This is a genomic window from Serratia sp. HMSC15F11, assembly GCF_001808215.1.
Taxonomy (GTDB): Bacteria; Pseudomonadota; Gammaproteobacteria; order Enterobacterales; family Enterobacteriaceae; genus Serratia; species Serratia nevei.
Window position 1 is genome coordinate 1 of sequence record NZ_KV792384.1, and the last position, 15,193, is coordinate 15,193.

The window sequence follows — 15,193 nt, forward strand, 5'->3', positions numbered from 1 at the left end:
GAAAAGTGTCAACCTATAGCAGGACTAGTCATCTGAAACTGATTTTTCTCTTCCGCGTTGCAGCCTGCGACTGTCATGAGGAACATCATGCCCCCTCATGGGCCGGAAGAGCGGGCGGCGCCGATTACTTGGTCAGCGCCGGTTTGTTCTGGATATCGGTCAACACGCCTGCGCTGTCGAAGGTCAGCGTCAGCGTCTGCTGGGTGATGTCTTCATGGCCAGGCTGCTGGCGGAACACATAGAACCACGTCTGAGTCCCGAACGGGTCTTGCAGCATTGGGGTGCCCAATGTGTAAGCGACCTGTTGCTGGGTCATCCCTTTCTGAATTTTCGCCACGTCGGTCGACGTCAGGTAGTTCCCCTGGTTGATGTCAGGACGATAAACCACCTTTTCAAAAGTAGAACAGCCTGCAGTCAGCATCACAAGAACTACAGCGGCGGCAGTCAGCGTTTTACAGCGCATAGTAATCACATTCCTTTAGGGCATAGGATGCCGATGATAATAGACCTTGCGGCAGTTGGAAACCTTTATACCCTTCATCTTTCAAGTTGCGACGCGTTGGCTTTCTTTCAGCACCTCAAGCGCTTGGCCGGTTTCAGGCCGTTGAGGAGGCTTAAGATCGCCGCCGCGCCGCACTTTAGATATCTTTCGGGTCAACAGCGTCACTGTCAGACCGCAGGAAAGTGAAAAAGTTGAGCTTTTTTATGCCGCCAGCAGTTCTTTGGCGTTCGCGAGCGTATTGCGGGTGACTTCGCTGCCGCCGAGCAGGCGCGCCAGCTCCTGCAGCCGGGCGCGTTTATCCAGCGGCGCCATCTGGGTTTCGGTGACCGTGCCGTCGGTCTGCTTGCTGACGAACAGGTGCTGATGCCCGCATCCGGCCACCTGCGGCAGGTGGGTCACGCACATCACCTGGGTGGATTCACCGAGCTGGCGCAGCAGGCGGCCAACGATGGCGGCGGTCGGGCCGCTGATGCCCACGTCCACCTCATCGAAGATCAGCGCCGGGGTTTCCATCTTGCGGGCGGTGATCACCTGTATGGCCAGCGCGATGCGCGACAGCTCACCGCCGGAGGCGACCTTCGCCAGCGGCTGCAGCGGCTGCCCCGGGTTGGTGGAGACGCAGAACTCGGTGCGGCTGGCCCCTTCGGCGCTCAGATGCTGCGGTTCGAAGCGCACATCGATGTTGAACTTGCCGTGCGGCATGGAGAGCGCCTGCATGCTGTCGGTGATGAGCGTGGTCAGCTCGGCGGCGTAATGCAGGCGTTTCTGATGCAGCTGCTCTGCCAGCGCCAGCGCCTGTTGGTGATGCAGGGTGACCGCCTCGTTCAGGTGTTCATGGTCGCTTTCCTGCTGTGAAAGCAGCTGCTGTTCATCCAGCAACTGCTGATGCAGCTGCGGCAGCTCCTCCGGCGCAACCTGATGTTTGCGCGCCAGGCTGATTTGGCGCGACAGACGCTGTTCCAGCTCGTGCAGGCGGTTGGGATCGAGATCCATGCGATCGGCGTAGTGGCGCAGCTCGTCGCTGGCTTCGCTGATCTGGATAGAGGCCTCTTCCAGCATGTCCAGTAGGCCGCTGAGCTTGTCGTCCAGCCCGGCCAACTCGAGCAGCAGGTGCTTGGCGCTGTAGAGCTGGCTGAGCATGTTGTTCTCGTCGCTGTCGGCGAGCAGCTGCAGCGTCTGCTGGCTGAGGGTCAGCAGCTGGCCGCTGTTGGCCAGGCGCTTGTACTCGGCGTCGGTCTGTTCGAACTCGCCGGCCTGTGGCGCGAATTCATTCAGCTCTTTCAATTGGTATTGCAGCAGCTGCTTGCGCGCTTCGCGCTCGATGGACTGCTGCTGATGGTGCGCCAGCTCGCGGCAGCTCTGGTGCCAGCGTTGGTAGGCCTGGCTCATCGCCGCCAGCAGGGCGGGCTCGTCGGCGTAGGCGTCGAGCAGCGCTTTCTGGTGCTCCGGCTTGAGCAGCAGCTGATGGGCGTGTTGGCCGTGGATTTGGATCAGGCGTTGCCCCAGCTCGCGCAGTTGCGACAGCGGCACGGCGGTGCCGTTGATAAAGCCGCGCGAACGGCCGTCGGCGTTGATCACCCGGCGCAGCAGGCATTCGTTGCTGTCGTCCAGCTGGTTCTGTTCCAGCCACTCGCGCGCAGACGGGGTGTCCGCCAGCGAGAAGCGGGCGCAGATGTCGGCGCGGGCGGCTCCCAGGCGCACCACGTTGCCGTCGGCGCGGTTGCCGAGGCACAGCCCCAGCGCATCGATGGCGATGGATTTGCCGGCGCCGGTTTCACCGGTGATCGCCGTCATACCCGGTTGAAAATCGATTTCCAACTCACGAACGATAGCAAAGTTGCTGATGGTTAATTGCGCCAGCATGGGAACCTTCCTGTGTATAAACACATAACTGTAGTTTCATACAGTATAAACTGGTTTTATATACAGTAAAGTGGCCGGCGCAGATTTTAGAACAATTTTTTCGACCAGCCCAGCTTGGTGCTTAACGTGTTGAAATAGCTGTAGTCCTTCGGGTGAATCAGATTCAGGTGGAAATCGCTGCGGCGGATCAGCACTTCTTCGCCTTCCTGGATCGGCAGCGCGATCTGGCTGTCGCAGCTGATCTCCAGATCGCTGCCGATCTGGGAAAACTTCAGGCGGATGGTGCTGTCGCCGTTGATCACCAGCGGCCGGGCGGAAAGGGTGTGCGGGAACATCGGCACCAGCGCGATCGCCTCCAGCGACGGGGTGAGGATCGGCCCGCCGGCGGAGAGCGAGTAGGCGGTGGAGCCGGTCGGCGTGGCGATGATCAGGCCGTCGGAGCGTTGCGAGAAGGCGAAGCGATCGTCGATGTACACTTCGAATTCGATCATGTGCGCCACTTTGCCGGGGTGCAGCACCACTTCGTTGATGGCGGTGCTGATGCGGCACTGCTGGTGTTCTTTATGCACGATGGTTTCCAGCAGGAAACGCTGTTCGTCGATGTACTCGCCTTCCAGCACGTCCGCCAGCTGCTGCAGGGCGTTGTCGGGATCGAGATCGGTGAGGAAGCCGAGGTTGCCGCGGTTGACCCCGATCACCTTGATGTCGTAGCGTGCCAGCACGCGCGCGGCGCCGAGCATGTTGCCGTCGCCGCCGACCACTACCGCCAGATCGGCCCGCTGGCCGATATCCGCCAGGCTGCCGGTCACGGCGTCTTTCAGCCCCAAATCATGGGCGATTTGGCGTTCGACCATCACCGAATAGCCGCGGGCGACCAGCCAGTGGAACAGCATCTCGTGGGTTGCCAGCGCTGAAGGGTGACGCGGGTGGCCAACAATGCCAATACAGGCGAATTTTTTATTCATTTGTTGTGATTTTCCTCACCGGGACCCGTTTATGCCCCACATTGTGACCGGTTGACTTGAAACCCCGGTTTTGATCCCCATAATAAGCCAAGTTGCGAGATTAATGCTAAAACGCGGAGATATTCATGAGTAGTAAAGAACAGAAGACGCCAAACGAGCAAGTCTCGGAAGAAATGGAACAACACGCTCATCACGAGGATACGCTGCCGGAAGCGGCGGAAGGCGTCGATCTGCGCGATGCGCGTATCGCCGAACTGGAAGCTCAACTGGCGGAAGCTCAGCAGCATGAGCGCGACAGCCTGCTGCGCGCCAAAGCGGAAGCGGAAAACATCCGCCGCCGCGCCGAACTGGACGTCGAGAAAGCGCACAAGTTCGCCCTGGAGAAATTCTCCGGCGATCTGCTGCCGGTGATCGATAACCTGGAGCGCGCGCTGGATCTGGCGGATAAAAACAACCCGGAACTGGCCGCGATGATCGAAGGCATCGAGCTGACGCTGAAATCGCTGCTGGACGTGGTGCGCAAGTACGGCATCGAAATCGTCGGCGACGTCAACGTGCCGTTCAACCCGGAAGTGCATCAGGCGATGAGCATGATGGAATCCGCCGATCACCAACCGAACCACGTGATGATGGTGATGCAGAAAGGCTATACGCTGAACGGCCGCCTGCTGCGTCCGGCGATGGTTGCAGTCTCCAAAGCCAAGGCGTAGTCGCCCCGGCAACGGCATAAAGAAAGGCACCCGAGGGTGCCTTTTTTGTCTCTGGATTACGCCTGCGGCAGGCGCGGCATCCAGTCGATCGGCGTGAGCCCCTGCTGCTCCAGCAGCTGATTGGCCTGCGAGAAGTGACGGCAGCCGAGGAAACCGCGGTGCGCGGAGAGCGGCGACGGGTGCGGTGCCTTCAGCACATGGTGGCGGTTGCGGTCGATAAAGTTGCCTTTCTTCTGCGCGTGCGAACCCCACAGCAGGAACACCACGCCTTCACGGTTCTCGTTCAGGGCGGCGATCACTTTGTCGGTAAAGGTTTCCCAGCCCAGGTTGGCGTGCGAGTGCGCGCGGCCGCCTTCCACCGTCAGCACGGTGTTGAGCAGCAGCACCCCCTGTTCGGCCCAGCTTTGCAGGTAGCCGTGATCCGGGCGTTCGAAGCCGGGAATGTCGGTTGCCAGTTCTTTATACATGTTCACCAGCGAAGGCGGCGCCGGTACGCCGGGGCGCACCGAGAAAGAGAGACCGTGCGCCTGATTGGGGCCGTGATACGGATCCTGGCCGAGGATGACGACCTTGACGTCCGCCAGCTCGGTATAGCGGAAAGCGTTGAACACGTCCTTCTGCGGTGGATAAATGGTCTTACCGGCCTGGCGTTCAGCGGCAACAAAGGCGAGCGTTTCAACAAAATAGGGTTGCTCTTTCTCTTTGCCGATCACGTCATGCCAGGTGAGGGAGGTGGCCATAAACGCTCTCCTTTGTTTTCTTTAGCAATTCATGGGCTATAGCTTACCGTGTCGGCACGCGCAGCGAAACCCGCTTTTCATTTCTCGCCGCCGTGTCTTATGCAATTATTTTTTAAAATTTACAAAAATAATTGGTTTTTGCCGCAGCGGGAAAATTGATATAAAACATAAATTTGCCCCTTCACGCTCTGTGCCTACCCGGTAAAAATTGACTTTAATCAAGGAACTGGCCCGGTCAGGCTGGTATACAGAACAACAAGACAACAATGGTTTTACCAAATGGCCGAAACCAGAATTGGGTTTTCTCACGACGTGAATTTTTACGCCCTTGTACGGAGGCAACATAATGATTACCGGTATTCAAATTACCAAAGCGAATGACCAGGCGCTGGTGAATTCTTTCTGGCTGCTGGACGATGAAAAAGCGGAAGCTCGCTGCGTGTGCGCCAAGGCCAACTACGCGGAAGATCAGGTTGTCGCGGTGAGCGACCTGGGCCAGATCGAATACCGTGAAGTGCCGCTGGAAATGCAGCCGACCGTGCGCGTGGAAGGCGGTCAGCACCTGAACGTCAACGTGCTGCGTCGCGAAACACTGGAAGACGCGGTCAAGCACCCGGAAAAATACCCGCAGCTGACCATCCGCGTTTCCGGCTATGCGGTGCGCTTCAACTCCTTGACGCCGGAACAGCAGCGCGACGTTATCGCCCGCACCTTTACCGAAAGCCTGTAATTTGCGGCGCAGTCAATCAGGGAGCTTCGGCTCCCTTTCTGGCTTTTGGCGGCCGAAAACCGAACGCGGATCACATTCTTTACAAAGATAAGCATTCCTGATACAGAACTCATCCGACCTGCCGATAGCTAAATCAGCACCTATTCAGGTGCTAAATAAAAAGTCTATCGACAAGGAGTCGGCATGAGTATGCCTTTAAGTTTTACCTCTGCAGTATCCTCGATGGCCGCGATCCCTACACCTCGCGCCGCTGCCGAAACGGCGACGGCGACGGCGACGGCGACAGCGGCGCAGCCCACGGCAGCGCCGGCAAATCCGGCGCCGGTGGCCTCTCCCTCTCAGAACACGCTCAATGCGCAGGCTCTGTTGAATACGCTGGTCGGTGATATCTCAGCGGCGGCATCGACGGCTGCGGCGGCGCCGGGCGTGACGCGAGGGCAGCAATCGCAGGAGGGGGATTATGCGTTGGCGCTGTTGGCCAAGGACGTTTACTCACTCAATGGCCAAGGTGCTGCCGGGTTCAACCGCCTGAGCGATAGCGCGCTGCTCGGTTTCGGCATCGATCCCGCCAGCCTGCACGACGCGGGCAGCGGTTTCCAGGCTGGGATTTACAGCAACGACAAGCAGTATGTGTTGGCGTTCGCCGGCACCAACGACTGGCGCGACTGGCTGAGCAACGTGCGGCAGGCGACGGGCTATGACGATGTGCAGTACAATCAGGCGGTTGCCGCAGCCAAAAGCGCCAAGGCGGCCTTCGGCGATGCGCTGGTGATCGCCGGCCATTCGCTTGGCGGTGGTCTGGCGGCCACCGCCGCGCTGGCGACCGGCACCGTCGCGGTCACCTTCAACGCGGCCGGGGTGTCGGATTACACCCTGAATCGTCTGGGCATCGATCCGGCGGCGGCGAAGAAAGATGCCGAAGCCGGCGGCATTCGCCGCTACAGCGAGCAATATGACATGCTGACCAGCACCCAGGAATCGACCTCGCTGATCCCGGACGCCATTGGCCACAACATCACCCTGGCCAATAACGATACTCTGACCGGCATCGATGACTGGCGGCCGAGCAAGCATCTGGATCGCAGCCTGACGGCACACGGCATCGACAAGGTGATAAGTTCGATGGCGGAACAAAAGCCGTGGGAGGCGAAGGCCAATGCCTGAAGGACGTCGCTTGCGGTGGGCGCTGGCGATAGCGATAGCCTTACTGGCGCTGGTCGCGGTGACCGGTTTACTGATGATGGCTAAGGAGCAACAGATGGGGCAGGAGATTTCACCGTTTGACGGCCACAGCAATCTGGCGCTGGCTCAGGCGGTGGCGCGCGGCGATACACAGGGTATCCATGCGCAGGCCACGCAGGATCGCTTACGCGAACGGGGCGATCGGCAGGTCACGCTGTTGCAGTGGGCGGTGCTTTCGCAGCAGCCGGGTAGCGTGCAGGCGTTGCTGGATCTCGGCGCCGACCCGGCGGCGGCAGGGCTGGACGGCAACAGCGCGCTGCACACCGCGGCGATGCTGCAAGACGCGCAGTACCTGCGGTTGTTGCTGGCCAAAGGGGCGCTGGTGAACGTGCGTAATGCCGTTACCGGCGCCACGCCGCTCGCGGCGGCGGTGCTGGCCGGGCGTGAGGAGCAGCTGCGGCTGTTGCTGGCGGCCGGGGCGGACACCACGTTGAGCGATCGGCTGGGAGATACTCCGCTGCATCTGGCGGCGAAGATTAACGCGCCGCACCTGGCGCTGCTGCTGTTGCAGGCCGGGGCCGATGCCCGGGCGCGCAACCAGCAGGGCGTCGCGTTCCAGTTTTATTTCTCGCAAACGCCGGCGCATTTGCAGAATGACGAGCTGAAGGCGCAGTTCCGCGAGCTGGATAAATGGCTGCAGGGGCACCGCCTGGCCACGCACTACGGGCAGCCGTAAACGCCCATAAAAAAACCGCCTGTAAAGGCGGTTTTTTCTTAGGCGGCGGTGGTTATTCCGCGTCGCCGGCCGGTTTGGCCTTCGCCTGACGGCGTTTGCCGACGTTTTTGGCGTCGCGATGGCGCACTTTTACCTTGGCCTTTTCTTTGTTCTTCGCCTTGTCTTCCGCGCGTTTGGCCAGCACTTTCTTCGATGGCTTGCCGTTGCTCTTCTCGTTCGGCACCTTGGTTTTCGGCCGCAGTTCGTCGATCACGCGTGCTTTCAGCGGCTCGTTCAGGTAACGGCCCACTTTGCCCAGCAGCAGATGGTCGTGCGCTTCCACCAGCGAAATGGCGGTGCCTTTGCGCCCGGCACGGCCGGTACGGCCGATGCGGTGTAGGTAGGTGTCCGCCGTGCGCGGCATGTCGAAGTTGAACACGTGGGTGATATCGAGGATATCCAGACCGCGTGCGGCAACGTCGGTGGCGACCAGCACGTTAACCCGGCCATCCATCATGCGTTTGACCGCTTCGTTGCGTTTGGCTTGCACCATTTCGCCTTCGAGATAGCAGGTGTTGATGCCCGCTTCGCGCAGCCAGGTGGCCAGCTCGTGCACGCGCTCGCGTTTGCGCACGAAGATCACCGATTTCTGCACGTCCGACTGCTTCAGCAGGTGGATCAGCAGCGCGGTTTTGTGCTGCACGTCATCAGCGCGGTAGTACCACTGCAGGATCTTTTTGCGTTCGCGGCGCGACGGATCGGCCTCCACTTCCACCGGCTCTTTCAGGATGCGCTCGGCGAATTCGCGGATCGCTTCGCCTTCCAGCGTGGCGGAGAACAGCAGCGTCTGGTTGCGCCAGCGGGTTTCGGCGGAGATGGTTTCGATGTCCTGCGCGAAGCCCATGTCGAGCATGCGGTCGGCTTCGTCGAGGATCAGGGTTTCCACCGCGCGGCAGTCGAAGTTCTCTTCTTTAATGTATTGCAGCAAACGGCCGGTGGTGGCGACCACCACGTCCTGGTTTTCGCTGAACACTTCCGCGTGGTTCATGTAAGCGACGCCGCCGGTGATGGTGGCGATATCCAGCGAGGTATGAGCAGCCAACTCACGCGCCTGATCGGCCACTTGCATCGCTAACTCACGCGTCGGGGTAAGGATCAGTACGCGTGGCGGACCGGATTTCTTGCGTGGGAAGTCCAGCAGGTGCTGCAACACGGGCAGCAAGAAGGCGGCGGTTTTGCCGGTGCCGGTCGGAGCCGAACCTAAGACGTCGCGCCCGTCCATCGCCGGCGGGATCGCTTCGGCTTGAATAGCGGTGGGGCGATCGTAGCCTTTATCGCGCAGTGCGAGTACCAGGCGTTCATCGAGTTCGAGTTCGGAAAAAGTGGTTGCTGTCATGGTCTACCTCTACTTGGGGCGCCGATTATAGACGGGTTGGCCGCGATCTTCACCTATTTAAGCGGAAAGCCGCTCTTTTCCCGCCGATCAGATTGCCTTATGCTACGCCAGTTTTATAGCCAGGTGGTGAGTGTGAGCAAGCGATCGAAAGCCGATTTTACCCCGCGCCGCGGGGGTTTTACCTTTAAACAATTCTTTGTCGCCCACGATCGTTGCGCCATGAAAGTGGGCACCGACGGGGTGCTGCTCGGCGCCTGGGCGCCGCTGGGGCAAGCGCGTCGGGTGCTGGACATCGGCAGCGGCAGCGGGCTGATCGCGCTGATGCTGGCGCAGCGCAGCGGCGACGAGGTGACCGTCGATGCGGTGGAGCTGGATGACGCCGCCGCCGGCCAGGCGCGCGAAAACGCGGCGGAATCGCCGTGGCCGCAGCGGATCCGCGTGCATGCGCAGGATATTCACCATTATGCGCAGCAGCATGCCGCTGAGTATGATCTGATCGTCAGCAATCCGCCTTATTTCGAGCCGGCGGTGGCCTGCCGCGACCAGGCGCGCCACAACGCACGCTACACCGAAACCCTGACGCACGATGCGCTGTTGGCCTGTGCGGCACAGCTGCTGGCGGAACAGGGAACGTTCTGCGTGGTGCTGCCGCACGACATCGGCGCCGAATTCGAACGTCTCGCGCAGCAAAACGGCTGGCAGACGGCGGCGAAGGTGAACGTCAGCGATCGGGCCGATACGCCGCTGCATCGGGTGTTGCTGGCGCTGACGCGGCGGGAAACGCCGCTGCGGGAGCAGGCGCTGGCGATCAAACAGGCCGATGGCAGCTACACCGATGATTTCCGTCGGTTGATCGCCGACTTCTACCTGTTCTACTGAAAAGAAAAGGGCGCCGATTAGGCGCCCTGTCGCAGAGGTTAAGGCTGCAAAATGGTCGGCAGCGCTTCCGGCAGCAGGTCCGGATAGTCCAGCGTGTAGTGCAGGCCGCGGCTCTCTTTGCGCGCCATGGCGCTGCGCACGATAAGCTCGGCCACCTGCACCAAATTGCGCAGCTCCAGCAGGTTGTTGGAGATGCGGAAGTGAGCGTAGTACTCGTCGATTTCCGCCTGCAGCGTGTTGATGCGGCGCAGTGCGCGCTCCAGCCGCTTGGTGGTGCGCACGATGCCGACGTAATCCCACATGAACAGCCGCAGCTCGTGCCAGTTGTGCTGAATCACCACCCGTTCGTCCGCATCGTCCACCCGGCTTTCATCCCAGTGCGGCACCTGTTTGGCCTGCTGAATAAACGGCAGGCGCTGCAGAATGTCTTCCGCCGCCGACCAACCGTATACCAGGCACTCCAGCAGCGAATTCGACGCCATGCGGTTGGCACCGTGCAGACCGGTATAGCTGACCTCACCGATGGCGTACAGCCCGTCGAGATCGGTGCGGCCGTGCTGATCGACCATCACGCCGCCGCAGGTGTAGTGCGCCGCCGGGACGATCGGGATCGGCTGTCGGGTCAGATCGAAGCCCAGCGTCAGCAGCTTCTCGTGGATCATCGGGAAGTGCTGGGTGATGAACTCCGCCGGCTTGTGGCTGATGTCCAGGTACATGCAGTCGGCGCCCAGACGCTTCATTTCATGGTCGATGGCGCGGGCGACGATATCGCGCGGGGCCAGTTCGCCGCGCGGGTCAAAATCGGGCATAAAGCGGCTGCCGTCCGGGCGCTTCAGGTAAGCCCCTTCGCCGCGCAGCGCTTCGGTCAGCAGGAAGTTGCGCGCCTGCGGATGGAACAGGCAGGTCGGGTGGAACTGGTTGAACTCGAGGTTGGCGACCCGGCAACCGGCGCGCCAGGCCATGGCGATGCCGTCGCCGGAGGAGATGTCCGGGTTGGTGGTGTATTGGTATACCTTGGCCGCGCCGCCGGTCGCCAGCACCACCGTTTTGGCGCGATAGGTTTCCACCCGCTCCAGCTCGCGGTTCCAGACGTAAGCGCCCACCACTCGGCGGGTGCCCGGCAGGCCGATTTTGTTCGAGGTGATGAGGTCAACCGCGTTGCGGCGCTCCATCACGCAAATATTGGGGTGAGCGCTTGCTTTCCCCACCAGCGTGGTCTCTACTTCCTTACCGGTCGCGTCCGCGGCGTGCAGGATGCGGCGATGGCTGTGGCCGCCTTCGCGCGTGAGGTGATAATGCGCCTCGCCCTGCGCGTTGACCTCGGTGTCGAACAGCACGCCCTGATCGATCAGCCACTGCACGCAGTGGCGCGCGTTGCCGGCGATGAATTCGACGGCCTCTTTGTCGCACAGGCCGGCGCCGGCAATCAAAGTGTCATCAACGTGTGAGGCAATGCTGTCCGTCTCATCGAACACCGCGGCGATCCCGCCTTGGGCGTAAAAGGTGGCGCCCTCGCTGAGCGGCCCCTTGCTGAGAACGGTAACCTTGCAATGCTGCGCCAGGCGCAGCGCCAGTGACAGGCCCGCAGCGCCGCTGCCGACGATCAGTACATCGCTAACATGTTCAGATGATGGTTGCATAACGTATGATGTGTGCAGAAGAAGAGTGAATTTCATGTTAGCCTAACTGTCCGGGCAAAAGCCACGGATAGGGTGACATCAACAGAAAAAACAATGGCGATATGGAACTTCGTGTTCTATATGAACTCCAAGCGAGTGCTTGCTCAGGAAAATAATGTATGGCTGGCAGTACAATTTTACGCGTGGAGACGGATTTGGGGAGAGTTTACCTCGGATGAGCGAGCAGTTAACGGATCAAGTTCTGGTCGAGCGGGTCCAAAAGGGCGACCAGAAATCGTTTAACCTACTGGTAGTGCGCTATCAGCATAAGGTGGCGAGTCTCGTTTCCCGCTATGTGCCGCAGGGCGATGTGCCCGATGTGGTGCAGGAGTCGTTTATCAAGGCCTATCGCGCACTGGAGTCGTTCCGTGGCGACAGCGCTTTTTATACCTGGTTGTATCGAATCGCCGTGAACACGGCAAAGAATTATCTGGTTGCTCAGGGGCGCCGTCCGCCATCCAGTGATGTGGACGCCAACGATGCGGAAAATTACGAAAGTGCGGGCGCACTGAAAGAAATTTCGAACCCTGAGAACTTAATGTTGTCAGAAGAGCTGAGACAGATAGTTTTCCGTACCATTGAGTCTCTCCCTGAGGATCTTCGCATGGCGATTACCCTGCGGGAGTTGGATGGTCTAAGCTACGAAGAGATAGCCGCCATCATGGATTGCCCGGTCGGAACCGTACGTTCGCGTATTTTCCGCGCCCGGGAAGCTATCGATAATAAAGTTCAACCGCTGATCCAGCGTTAGCAATGGCGGGCACAGGAAGGGTACTTAGGCATGCAGAAAGAAAAGCTTTCCGCTCTGATGGATGGTGAATCGTTCGACAGCGAGCTGTTGAGTTCTCTGTCGCAAGATCGAACGCTTCAGCAAAGCTGGCAGAGCTATCACCTGATACGTGACACACTGCGGGGTGATATCGGACAAGTGATGCATTTCGATATCGCCGATCGCGTCGCCGCTGCACTTGAGAAAGAACCTGCCCGGCTGGTGCCTTCCGCCGTTCAGGAATCTCAGCCGCAGCCTCACACCTGGCAGAAAATGCCGTTCTGGGACAAAGTGCGTCCTTGGGCGAGCCAGATTACGCAAATCGGTATGGCGGCCTGCGTGTCGCTGGCGGTGATCGTCGGTGTACAGCACTATAACCAACCTGCTGCGTCATCGAACGCGTCCGAATCGCCGGCCTTCACCACGCTGCCGATTATGGGCCAGGCTTCACCGGTCAGCCTGGGCGTCCCGGCCGACAGCTTCTCCACCGGCAGTGGCCAACAGCAGCAGGTGCAGGAACAGCGCAAGCGTATCAACGCCATGCTGCAGGACTATGAACTGCAACGTCGCCTGCATTCGGATCAGCTGCAGCTTGAACAAAGCAATCCGCAACAGGCTGCCATTCAGGTTCCCGGAACTCAGTCTTTAGGAATGCAACAGCAGTAATGAAGCAAATCTGGTTCTCCGTTTGTTTATTGACGGGCAGCCTGCTCTATTCCAGCATCGCCCCGGCGCAGCCGACTGCGTCCGGGGCGTTATTGCAACAGATGAGCAGCGCCAGCCGTTCTCTCAATTACGAGCTCGCCTATATCAGCATCAGCAAGCAGGGAATCGAGTCGTTGCGCTATCGCCATGCGGTGATCGGCAACGTGCCGCTCGGTCAGCTGTTGCACATGGATGGCCCGCGCCGCGAAGTATTGCAGCGCGGCGGCGGGATCAGCTACTTCGAGCCTGGCCTGGAGCCGTTCACGCTCACCGGCGATCACATCGTCGATGCGCTGCCGGCGATCGTCTATGCCGATTTCACCCGTCTGGCCAAGTACTACGACTTCATCTCCGTGGGCAGCACCCGCATCGCCGATCGGCCGTGTGAAGTGCTGCGCGTGGTGGCGCGCGACGGTTCCCGCTACAGCTACATCGTCTGGATGGACGAGGACACCAAGCTGCCGCTGCGGGTGGATCTGCTCGATCGCGACGGCGAAACGCTGGAGCAATATCGGGTGATCTCCTTCGCGGTCGGCGCCGAGGTGCAGGGCGCGATGCAGGGGCTGCTCAAGGCCAACCTGCCGCCGCTGCTGTCGCTGCCGGCGGTGGAGAACGTCCAGCTCAGCTGGAGCACCGGCTGGCTGCCGGCCGGGGTGGACGAGGTGGCGCGCAATCGTCGCAAATTGCCAAACGTTGCCGTGCCGGTCGAATCCCGGCTTTACAGCGACGGTCTGTTCAGCTTCTCGGTCAACGTCAGCCCGGCGGGCAGCGGAGCCGGGCAGCAATACTACCGTCAGGGGCGCCGCACCATTCAGACCGAAGTACGCTCGGGCAACGAAATCACTATCGTGGGCGAATTGCCGCCGGCTACGGCCAAGCGCATCGCCGACAGCATTTCTTTCAAGGTATCGCCGTAATGATGAAAGAGTGGGCCACGGTGGTTTCGTGGCAACAGGGCGTAGCGCTGCTGCGCTGTGAACCCAAGGCCGGCTGCGGCAGCTGTACCGCGCGCTCCGGCTGCGGCGCGCGCGCGTTGAACGAGCTGGTGCCGGAAACCGAGCATCAGCTGCAGGTGCATATCGATCAGCCGCTTGAACCGGGGCAGCGCGTCGAGGTCGGCATTGCGGAAGGCAGCCTGCTGCGCTCCGCCATGCTGGTTTACCTAACGCCGCTGCTGGGCATGATGTTGGGCGGCACGTTGCTGCAATACTGTTTCGGCAGCGACGCTTCGGCGGCAGTCGGCGCCGTGCTGGGCGGCGGGGCGGCCTTTATGCTGGCGCGCCGGTTGGCCCGGCGTCTGGGCGAGCAGGCCGAGTACCAGCCGGTGGTGCTGCAGATTGGGTTGCCGCCTACCGCGATGCGCATGCAGGCGGAAAACTCCCCGCTGATTTAAACCGACGGCCGCGTCATCGCCGGGTTGTGATAGGCGGGGATGCGGTTGTGGATCATATGCTCCAACAGCGCGATGAACAGATCGGCGCTGAGCAGCGAATCGTAGTTAATCGCAAACAGCACATTTCCCTGGCCGTCGAGCAAACGGATGCCGCGCTGCGGATGGTTTTCCACCGCACGGATCTGCTCGAGCGGCACGTTTCCCCTTTCCGTGGCCAGCAAGGTGGCGCTTAGCCGCAGCGTTTCGGTCGGCGTACCTTGCCGTTTGCCCAGCAGCAGCTGCCACAGCCAGCGTGCGTCGCCCTCAACGGTGTGAAACGGCACCACCTCCCCTTGATAGAGCGCATTCAATGCCAGCGGCCCGCGCTGCTGCAGCTGTTGGTCAACGATCACGTCTGCCAGCCGCCACGAATGGGCGACGTTGCTGAAAACCGTACACCAGGGCTGATCCGCGCCGGCGCGGAACGCCGTGACGTCAAACAGCCCGCCAAAAGCTTTGCCGCCGCGAAAGCGATAGATGTCGCTGATCTTCTCAAACGGAATGAAGCGCTCTTTGTGATGGTGGCCGTCAAAGACCCGCACGCCATGCTCGTACAGGCGATAGGTCAGCGCCGGGCGCAGATAATGCCGCAGCGCCAGCAGCGTACAGCCGAGTAAAACCGTGCCCGCGCCGGCCTGCAACAGCGTGATGACTTCGCTCTCATTAATGCTGCTCAGCAGCGGCAGCACCAACAGCGCGGCCCCCACGCTAAACAGCAGCGCCGCCGCCGCCAGAATGCCCCAGTTGACCTTCGAAAAATCGTGTCGGCTCAGCATTTGCCCTTTATCGATCATATGCACCTTCCAATCAACGTACGCAGATATGCTGCTGAACCCCGGTGGGCTGCCGATGTCGTGCCCGGAATAATGTTTTGTCGCGGAGTTCACGCCCTTTCTATCCGAGGGGCGGTGGTGGCGTATATGGGG

Annotated in this window: 16 protein-coding genes; 9 read left to right on the forward strand and 7 right to left on the reverse strand. The window is 60.6% G+C overall.

What is annotated here, in order from left to right:
• Positions 1 to 124: 124 nt before the first annotated feature.
• From bamE to nadK, 3 genes are all read right to left on the reverse strand, one after another.
• On the reverse strand, positions 125 to 463 hold the full coding sequence (bamE, locus tag HMPREF3138_RS00005) for an outer membrane protein assembly factor BamE (protein WP_004929101.1): 339 nt from the start codon (positions 461 to 463) through the stop codon (positions 125 to 127).
• Between the two features lie 240 nt (positions 464 to 703).
• On the reverse strand, positions 704 to 2,365 hold the full coding sequence (gene recN / locus HMPREF3138_RS00010) for a DNA repair protein RecN (protein WP_038870807.1): 1,662 nt from the start codon (positions 2,363 to 2,365) through the stop codon (positions 704 to 706).
• 86 nt (positions 2,366 to 2,451) lie between these two features.
• Positions 2,452 to 3,330 carry an NAD(+) kinase gene (gene nadK / locus HMPREF3138_RS00015; protein WP_019452304.1) on the reverse strand — a complete coding sequence of 293 codons (879 nt, stop codon included), beginning with the start codon at positions 3,328 to 3,330 and terminating at the stop codon, positions 2,452 to 2,454.
• Positions 3,331 to 3,455: 125 nt separating this feature from the next.
• On the opposite strand from nadK, the gene grpE reads away from it, so the two are divergent.
• On the forward strand, positions 3,456 to 4,040 hold the full coding sequence (grpE, locus tag HMPREF3138_RS00020) for a nucleotide exchange factor GrpE (RefSeq protein WP_025159545.1): 585 nt from the start codon (positions 3,456 to 3,458) through the stop codon (positions 4,038 to 4,040).
• A 56-nt stretch (positions 4,041 to 4,096) separates the two neighbouring features.
• Here the strand turns inward: grpE and ung are convergent, their stop codons facing one another.
• On the reverse strand, positions 4,097 to 4,780 hold the full coding sequence (gene ung / locus HMPREF3138_RS00025; protein WP_033635636.1) for a uracil-DNA glycosylase: 684 nt from the start codon (positions 4,778 to 4,780) through the stop codon (positions 4,097 to 4,099).
• A 346-nt stretch (positions 4,781 to 5,126) separates the two neighbouring features.
• Between ung and grcA the strand changes: the two genes are divergently transcribed.
• The 3 genes from grcA (at position 5,127) to HMPREF3138_RS00040 (ending at position 7,428) form a co-directional block, all read left to right on the forward strand.
• Entirely contained in the window at positions 5,127 to 5,510 is a 384-nt protein-coding gene (grcA, locus tag HMPREF3138_RS00030; protein WP_004929114.1) for an autonomous glycyl radical cofactor GrcA, read from the forward strand.
• A gap of 183 nt (positions 5,511 to 5,693) precedes the next feature.
• Positions 5,694 to 6,674 (forward strand): Tle-like phospholipase domain-containing protein, encoded by a 981-nt coding sequence (locus HMPREF3138_RS00035; RefSeq protein WP_038870816.1) that lies wholly within the window; start codon positions 5,694 to 5,696, stop codon positions 6,672 to 6,674.
• Positions 6,667 to 7,428, forward strand: a complete 762-nt coding sequence (locus tag HMPREF3138_RS00040) for an ankyrin repeat domain-containing protein (protein WP_038870819.1) — start codon at positions 6,667 to 6,669, stop codon at positions 7,426 to 7,428. The genes HMPREF3138_RS00035 and HMPREF3138_RS00040 overlap by 8 nt, the downstream gene beginning before the upstream one ends.
• A gap of 52 nt (positions 7,429 to 7,480) precedes the next feature.
• On the opposite strand, the gene srmB is transcribed toward HMPREF3138_RS00040, so the two are convergent.
• Positions 7,481 to 8,803, reverse strand: a complete 1,323-nt coding sequence (gene srmB / locus HMPREF3138_RS00045; protein ID WP_038870822.1) for an ATP-dependent RNA helicase SrmB — start codon at positions 8,801 to 8,803, stop codon at positions 7,481 to 7,483.
• A gap of 99 nt (positions 8,804 to 8,902) precedes the next feature.
• Between srmB and HMPREF3138_RS00050 the strand changes: the two genes are divergently transcribed.
• Entirely contained in the window at positions 8,903 to 9,682 is a 780-nt protein-coding gene (locus tag HMPREF3138_RS00050) for a tRNA(1)(Val) (adenine(37)-N(6))-methyltransferase TrmN (RefSeq protein ID WP_038870825.1), read from the forward strand.
• 38 nt (positions 9,683 to 9,720) lie between these two features.
• Here the strand turns inward: HMPREF3138_RS00050 and nadB are convergent, their stop codons facing one another.
• The gene (nadB, locus tag HMPREF3138_RS00055; RefSeq protein ID WP_016929796.1) at positions 9,721 to 11,322 is read right to left on the reverse strand and encodes an L-aspartate oxidase; all 1,602 of its coding nucleotides are present in this window, start codon (positions 11,320 to 11,322) and stop codon (positions 9,721 to 9,723) included.
• A 214-nt stretch (positions 11,323 to 11,536) separates the two neighbouring features.
• Here nadB and rpoE point away from each other — a divergent pair, with 214 nt between their 5' ends.
• From rpoE to rseC, 4 genes are read left to right on the forward strand one after another with little or no spacing between them, the layout of a single operon-like run.
• Positions 11,537 to 12,112, forward strand: a complete 576-nt coding sequence (rpoE, locus tag HMPREF3138_RS00060) for an RNA polymerase sigma factor RpoE (protein WP_004929136.1) — start codon at positions 11,537 to 11,539, stop codon at positions 12,110 to 12,112.
• A gap of 30 nt (positions 12,113 to 12,142) precedes the next feature.
• Positions 12,143 to 12,796 carry an anti-sigma-E factor RseA gene (rseA, locus tag HMPREF3138_RS00065; protein ID WP_038870829.1) on the forward strand — a complete coding sequence of 218 codons (654 nt, stop codon included), beginning with the start codon at positions 12,143 to 12,145 and terminating at the stop codon, positions 12,794 to 12,796.
• Positions 12,796 to 13,752: a sigma-E factor regulatory protein RseB gene (rseB, locus tag HMPREF3138_RS00070; protein ID WP_038870833.1), complete on the forward strand. Its 957-nt coding sequence runs from the start codon at positions 12,796 to 12,798 to the stop codon at positions 13,750 to 13,752. Before rseA ends, rseB begins: the two co-directional genes overlap by 1 nt.
• Positions 13,752 to 14,228, forward strand: coding sequence for a SoxR-reducing system protein RseC (rseC, locus tag HMPREF3138_RS00075; protein ID WP_038870836.1), 477 nt, complete (start codon positions 13,752 to 13,754; stop codon positions 14,226 to 14,228). The genes rseB and rseC overlap by 1 nt, the downstream gene beginning before the upstream one ends.
• Here rseC and HMPREF3138_RS00080 read toward each other — a convergent pair.
• Entirely contained in the window at positions 14,225 to 15,061 is an 837-nt protein-coding gene (locus HMPREF3138_RS00080) for a hypothetical protein (protein WP_070558721.1), read from the reverse strand. The two genes, rseC and HMPREF3138_RS00080, sit on opposite strands and share 4 nt — an antisense overlap.
• Between the last annotated feature and the right edge of the window lie 132 nt (positions 15,062 to 15,193).

Bases quoted from the DNA above. Each gene is read 5' to 3' on its own strand.
- srmB (WP_038870822.1), bottom strand. From the start codon at position 8,803: ATGACAGCAACCACTTTTTCCGAACTCGAACTCGATGAACGCCTGGTA.
- HMPREF3138_RS00080 (WP_070558721.1), bottom strand. From the start codon at position 15,061: ATGATCGATAAAGGGCAAATGCTGAGCCGACACGATTTTTCGAAGGTC.
- rseA (WP_038870829.1), top strand. From the start codon at position 12,143: ATGCAGAAAGAAAAGCTTTCCGCTCTGATGGATGGTGAATCGTTCGAC.
- ung (WP_033635636.1), bottom strand. From the start codon at position 4,780: ATGGCCACCTCCCTCACCTGGCATGACGTGATCGGCAAAGAGAAAGAG.
- rseB (WP_038870833.1), top strand. From the start codon at position 12,796: ATGAAGCAAATCTGGTTCTCCGTTTGTTTATTGACGGGCAGCCTGCTC.
- bamE (WP_004929101.1), bottom strand. From the start codon at position 463: ATGCGCTGTAAAACGCTGACTGCCGCCGCTGTAGTTCTTGTGATGCTG.
- HMPREF3138_RS00040 (WP_038870819.1), top strand. From the start codon at position 6,667: ATGCCTGAAGGACGTCGCTTGCGGTGGGCGCTGGCGATAGCGATAGCC.
- HMPREF3138_RS00035 (WP_038870816.1), top strand. From the start codon at position 5,694: ATGAGTATGCCTTTAAGTTTTACCTCTGCAGTATCCTCGATGGCCGCG.
- HMPREF3138_RS00050 (WP_038870825.1), top strand. From the start codon at position 8,903: ATGCTACGCCAGTTTTATAGCCAGGTGGTGAGTGTGAGCAAGCGATCG.
- grpE (WP_025159545.1), top strand. From the start codon at position 3,456: ATGAGTAGTAAAGAACAGAAGACGCCAAACGAGCAAGTCTCGGAAGAA.
- nadB (WP_016929796.1), bottom strand. From the start codon at position 11,322: ATGCAACCATCATCTGAACATGTTAGCGATGTACTGATCGTCGGCAGC.
- recN (WP_038870807.1), bottom strand. From the start codon at position 2,365: ATGCTGGCGCAATTAACCATCAGCAACTTTGCTATCGTTCGTGAGTTG.
- grcA (WP_004929114.1), top strand. From the start codon at position 5,127: ATGATTACCGGTATTCAAATTACCAAAGCGAATGACCAGGCGCTGGTG.
- nadK (WP_019452304.1), bottom strand. From the start codon at position 3,330: ATGAATAAAAAATTCGCCTGTATTGGCATTGTTGGCCACCCGCGTCAC.
- rpoE (WP_004929136.1), top strand. From the start codon at position 11,537: ATGAGCGAGCAGTTAACGGATCAAGTTCTGGTCGAGCGGGTCCAAAAG.
- rseC (WP_038870836.1), top strand. From the start codon at position 13,752: ATGATGAAAGAGTGGGCCACGGTGGTTTCGTGGCAACAGGGCGTAGCG.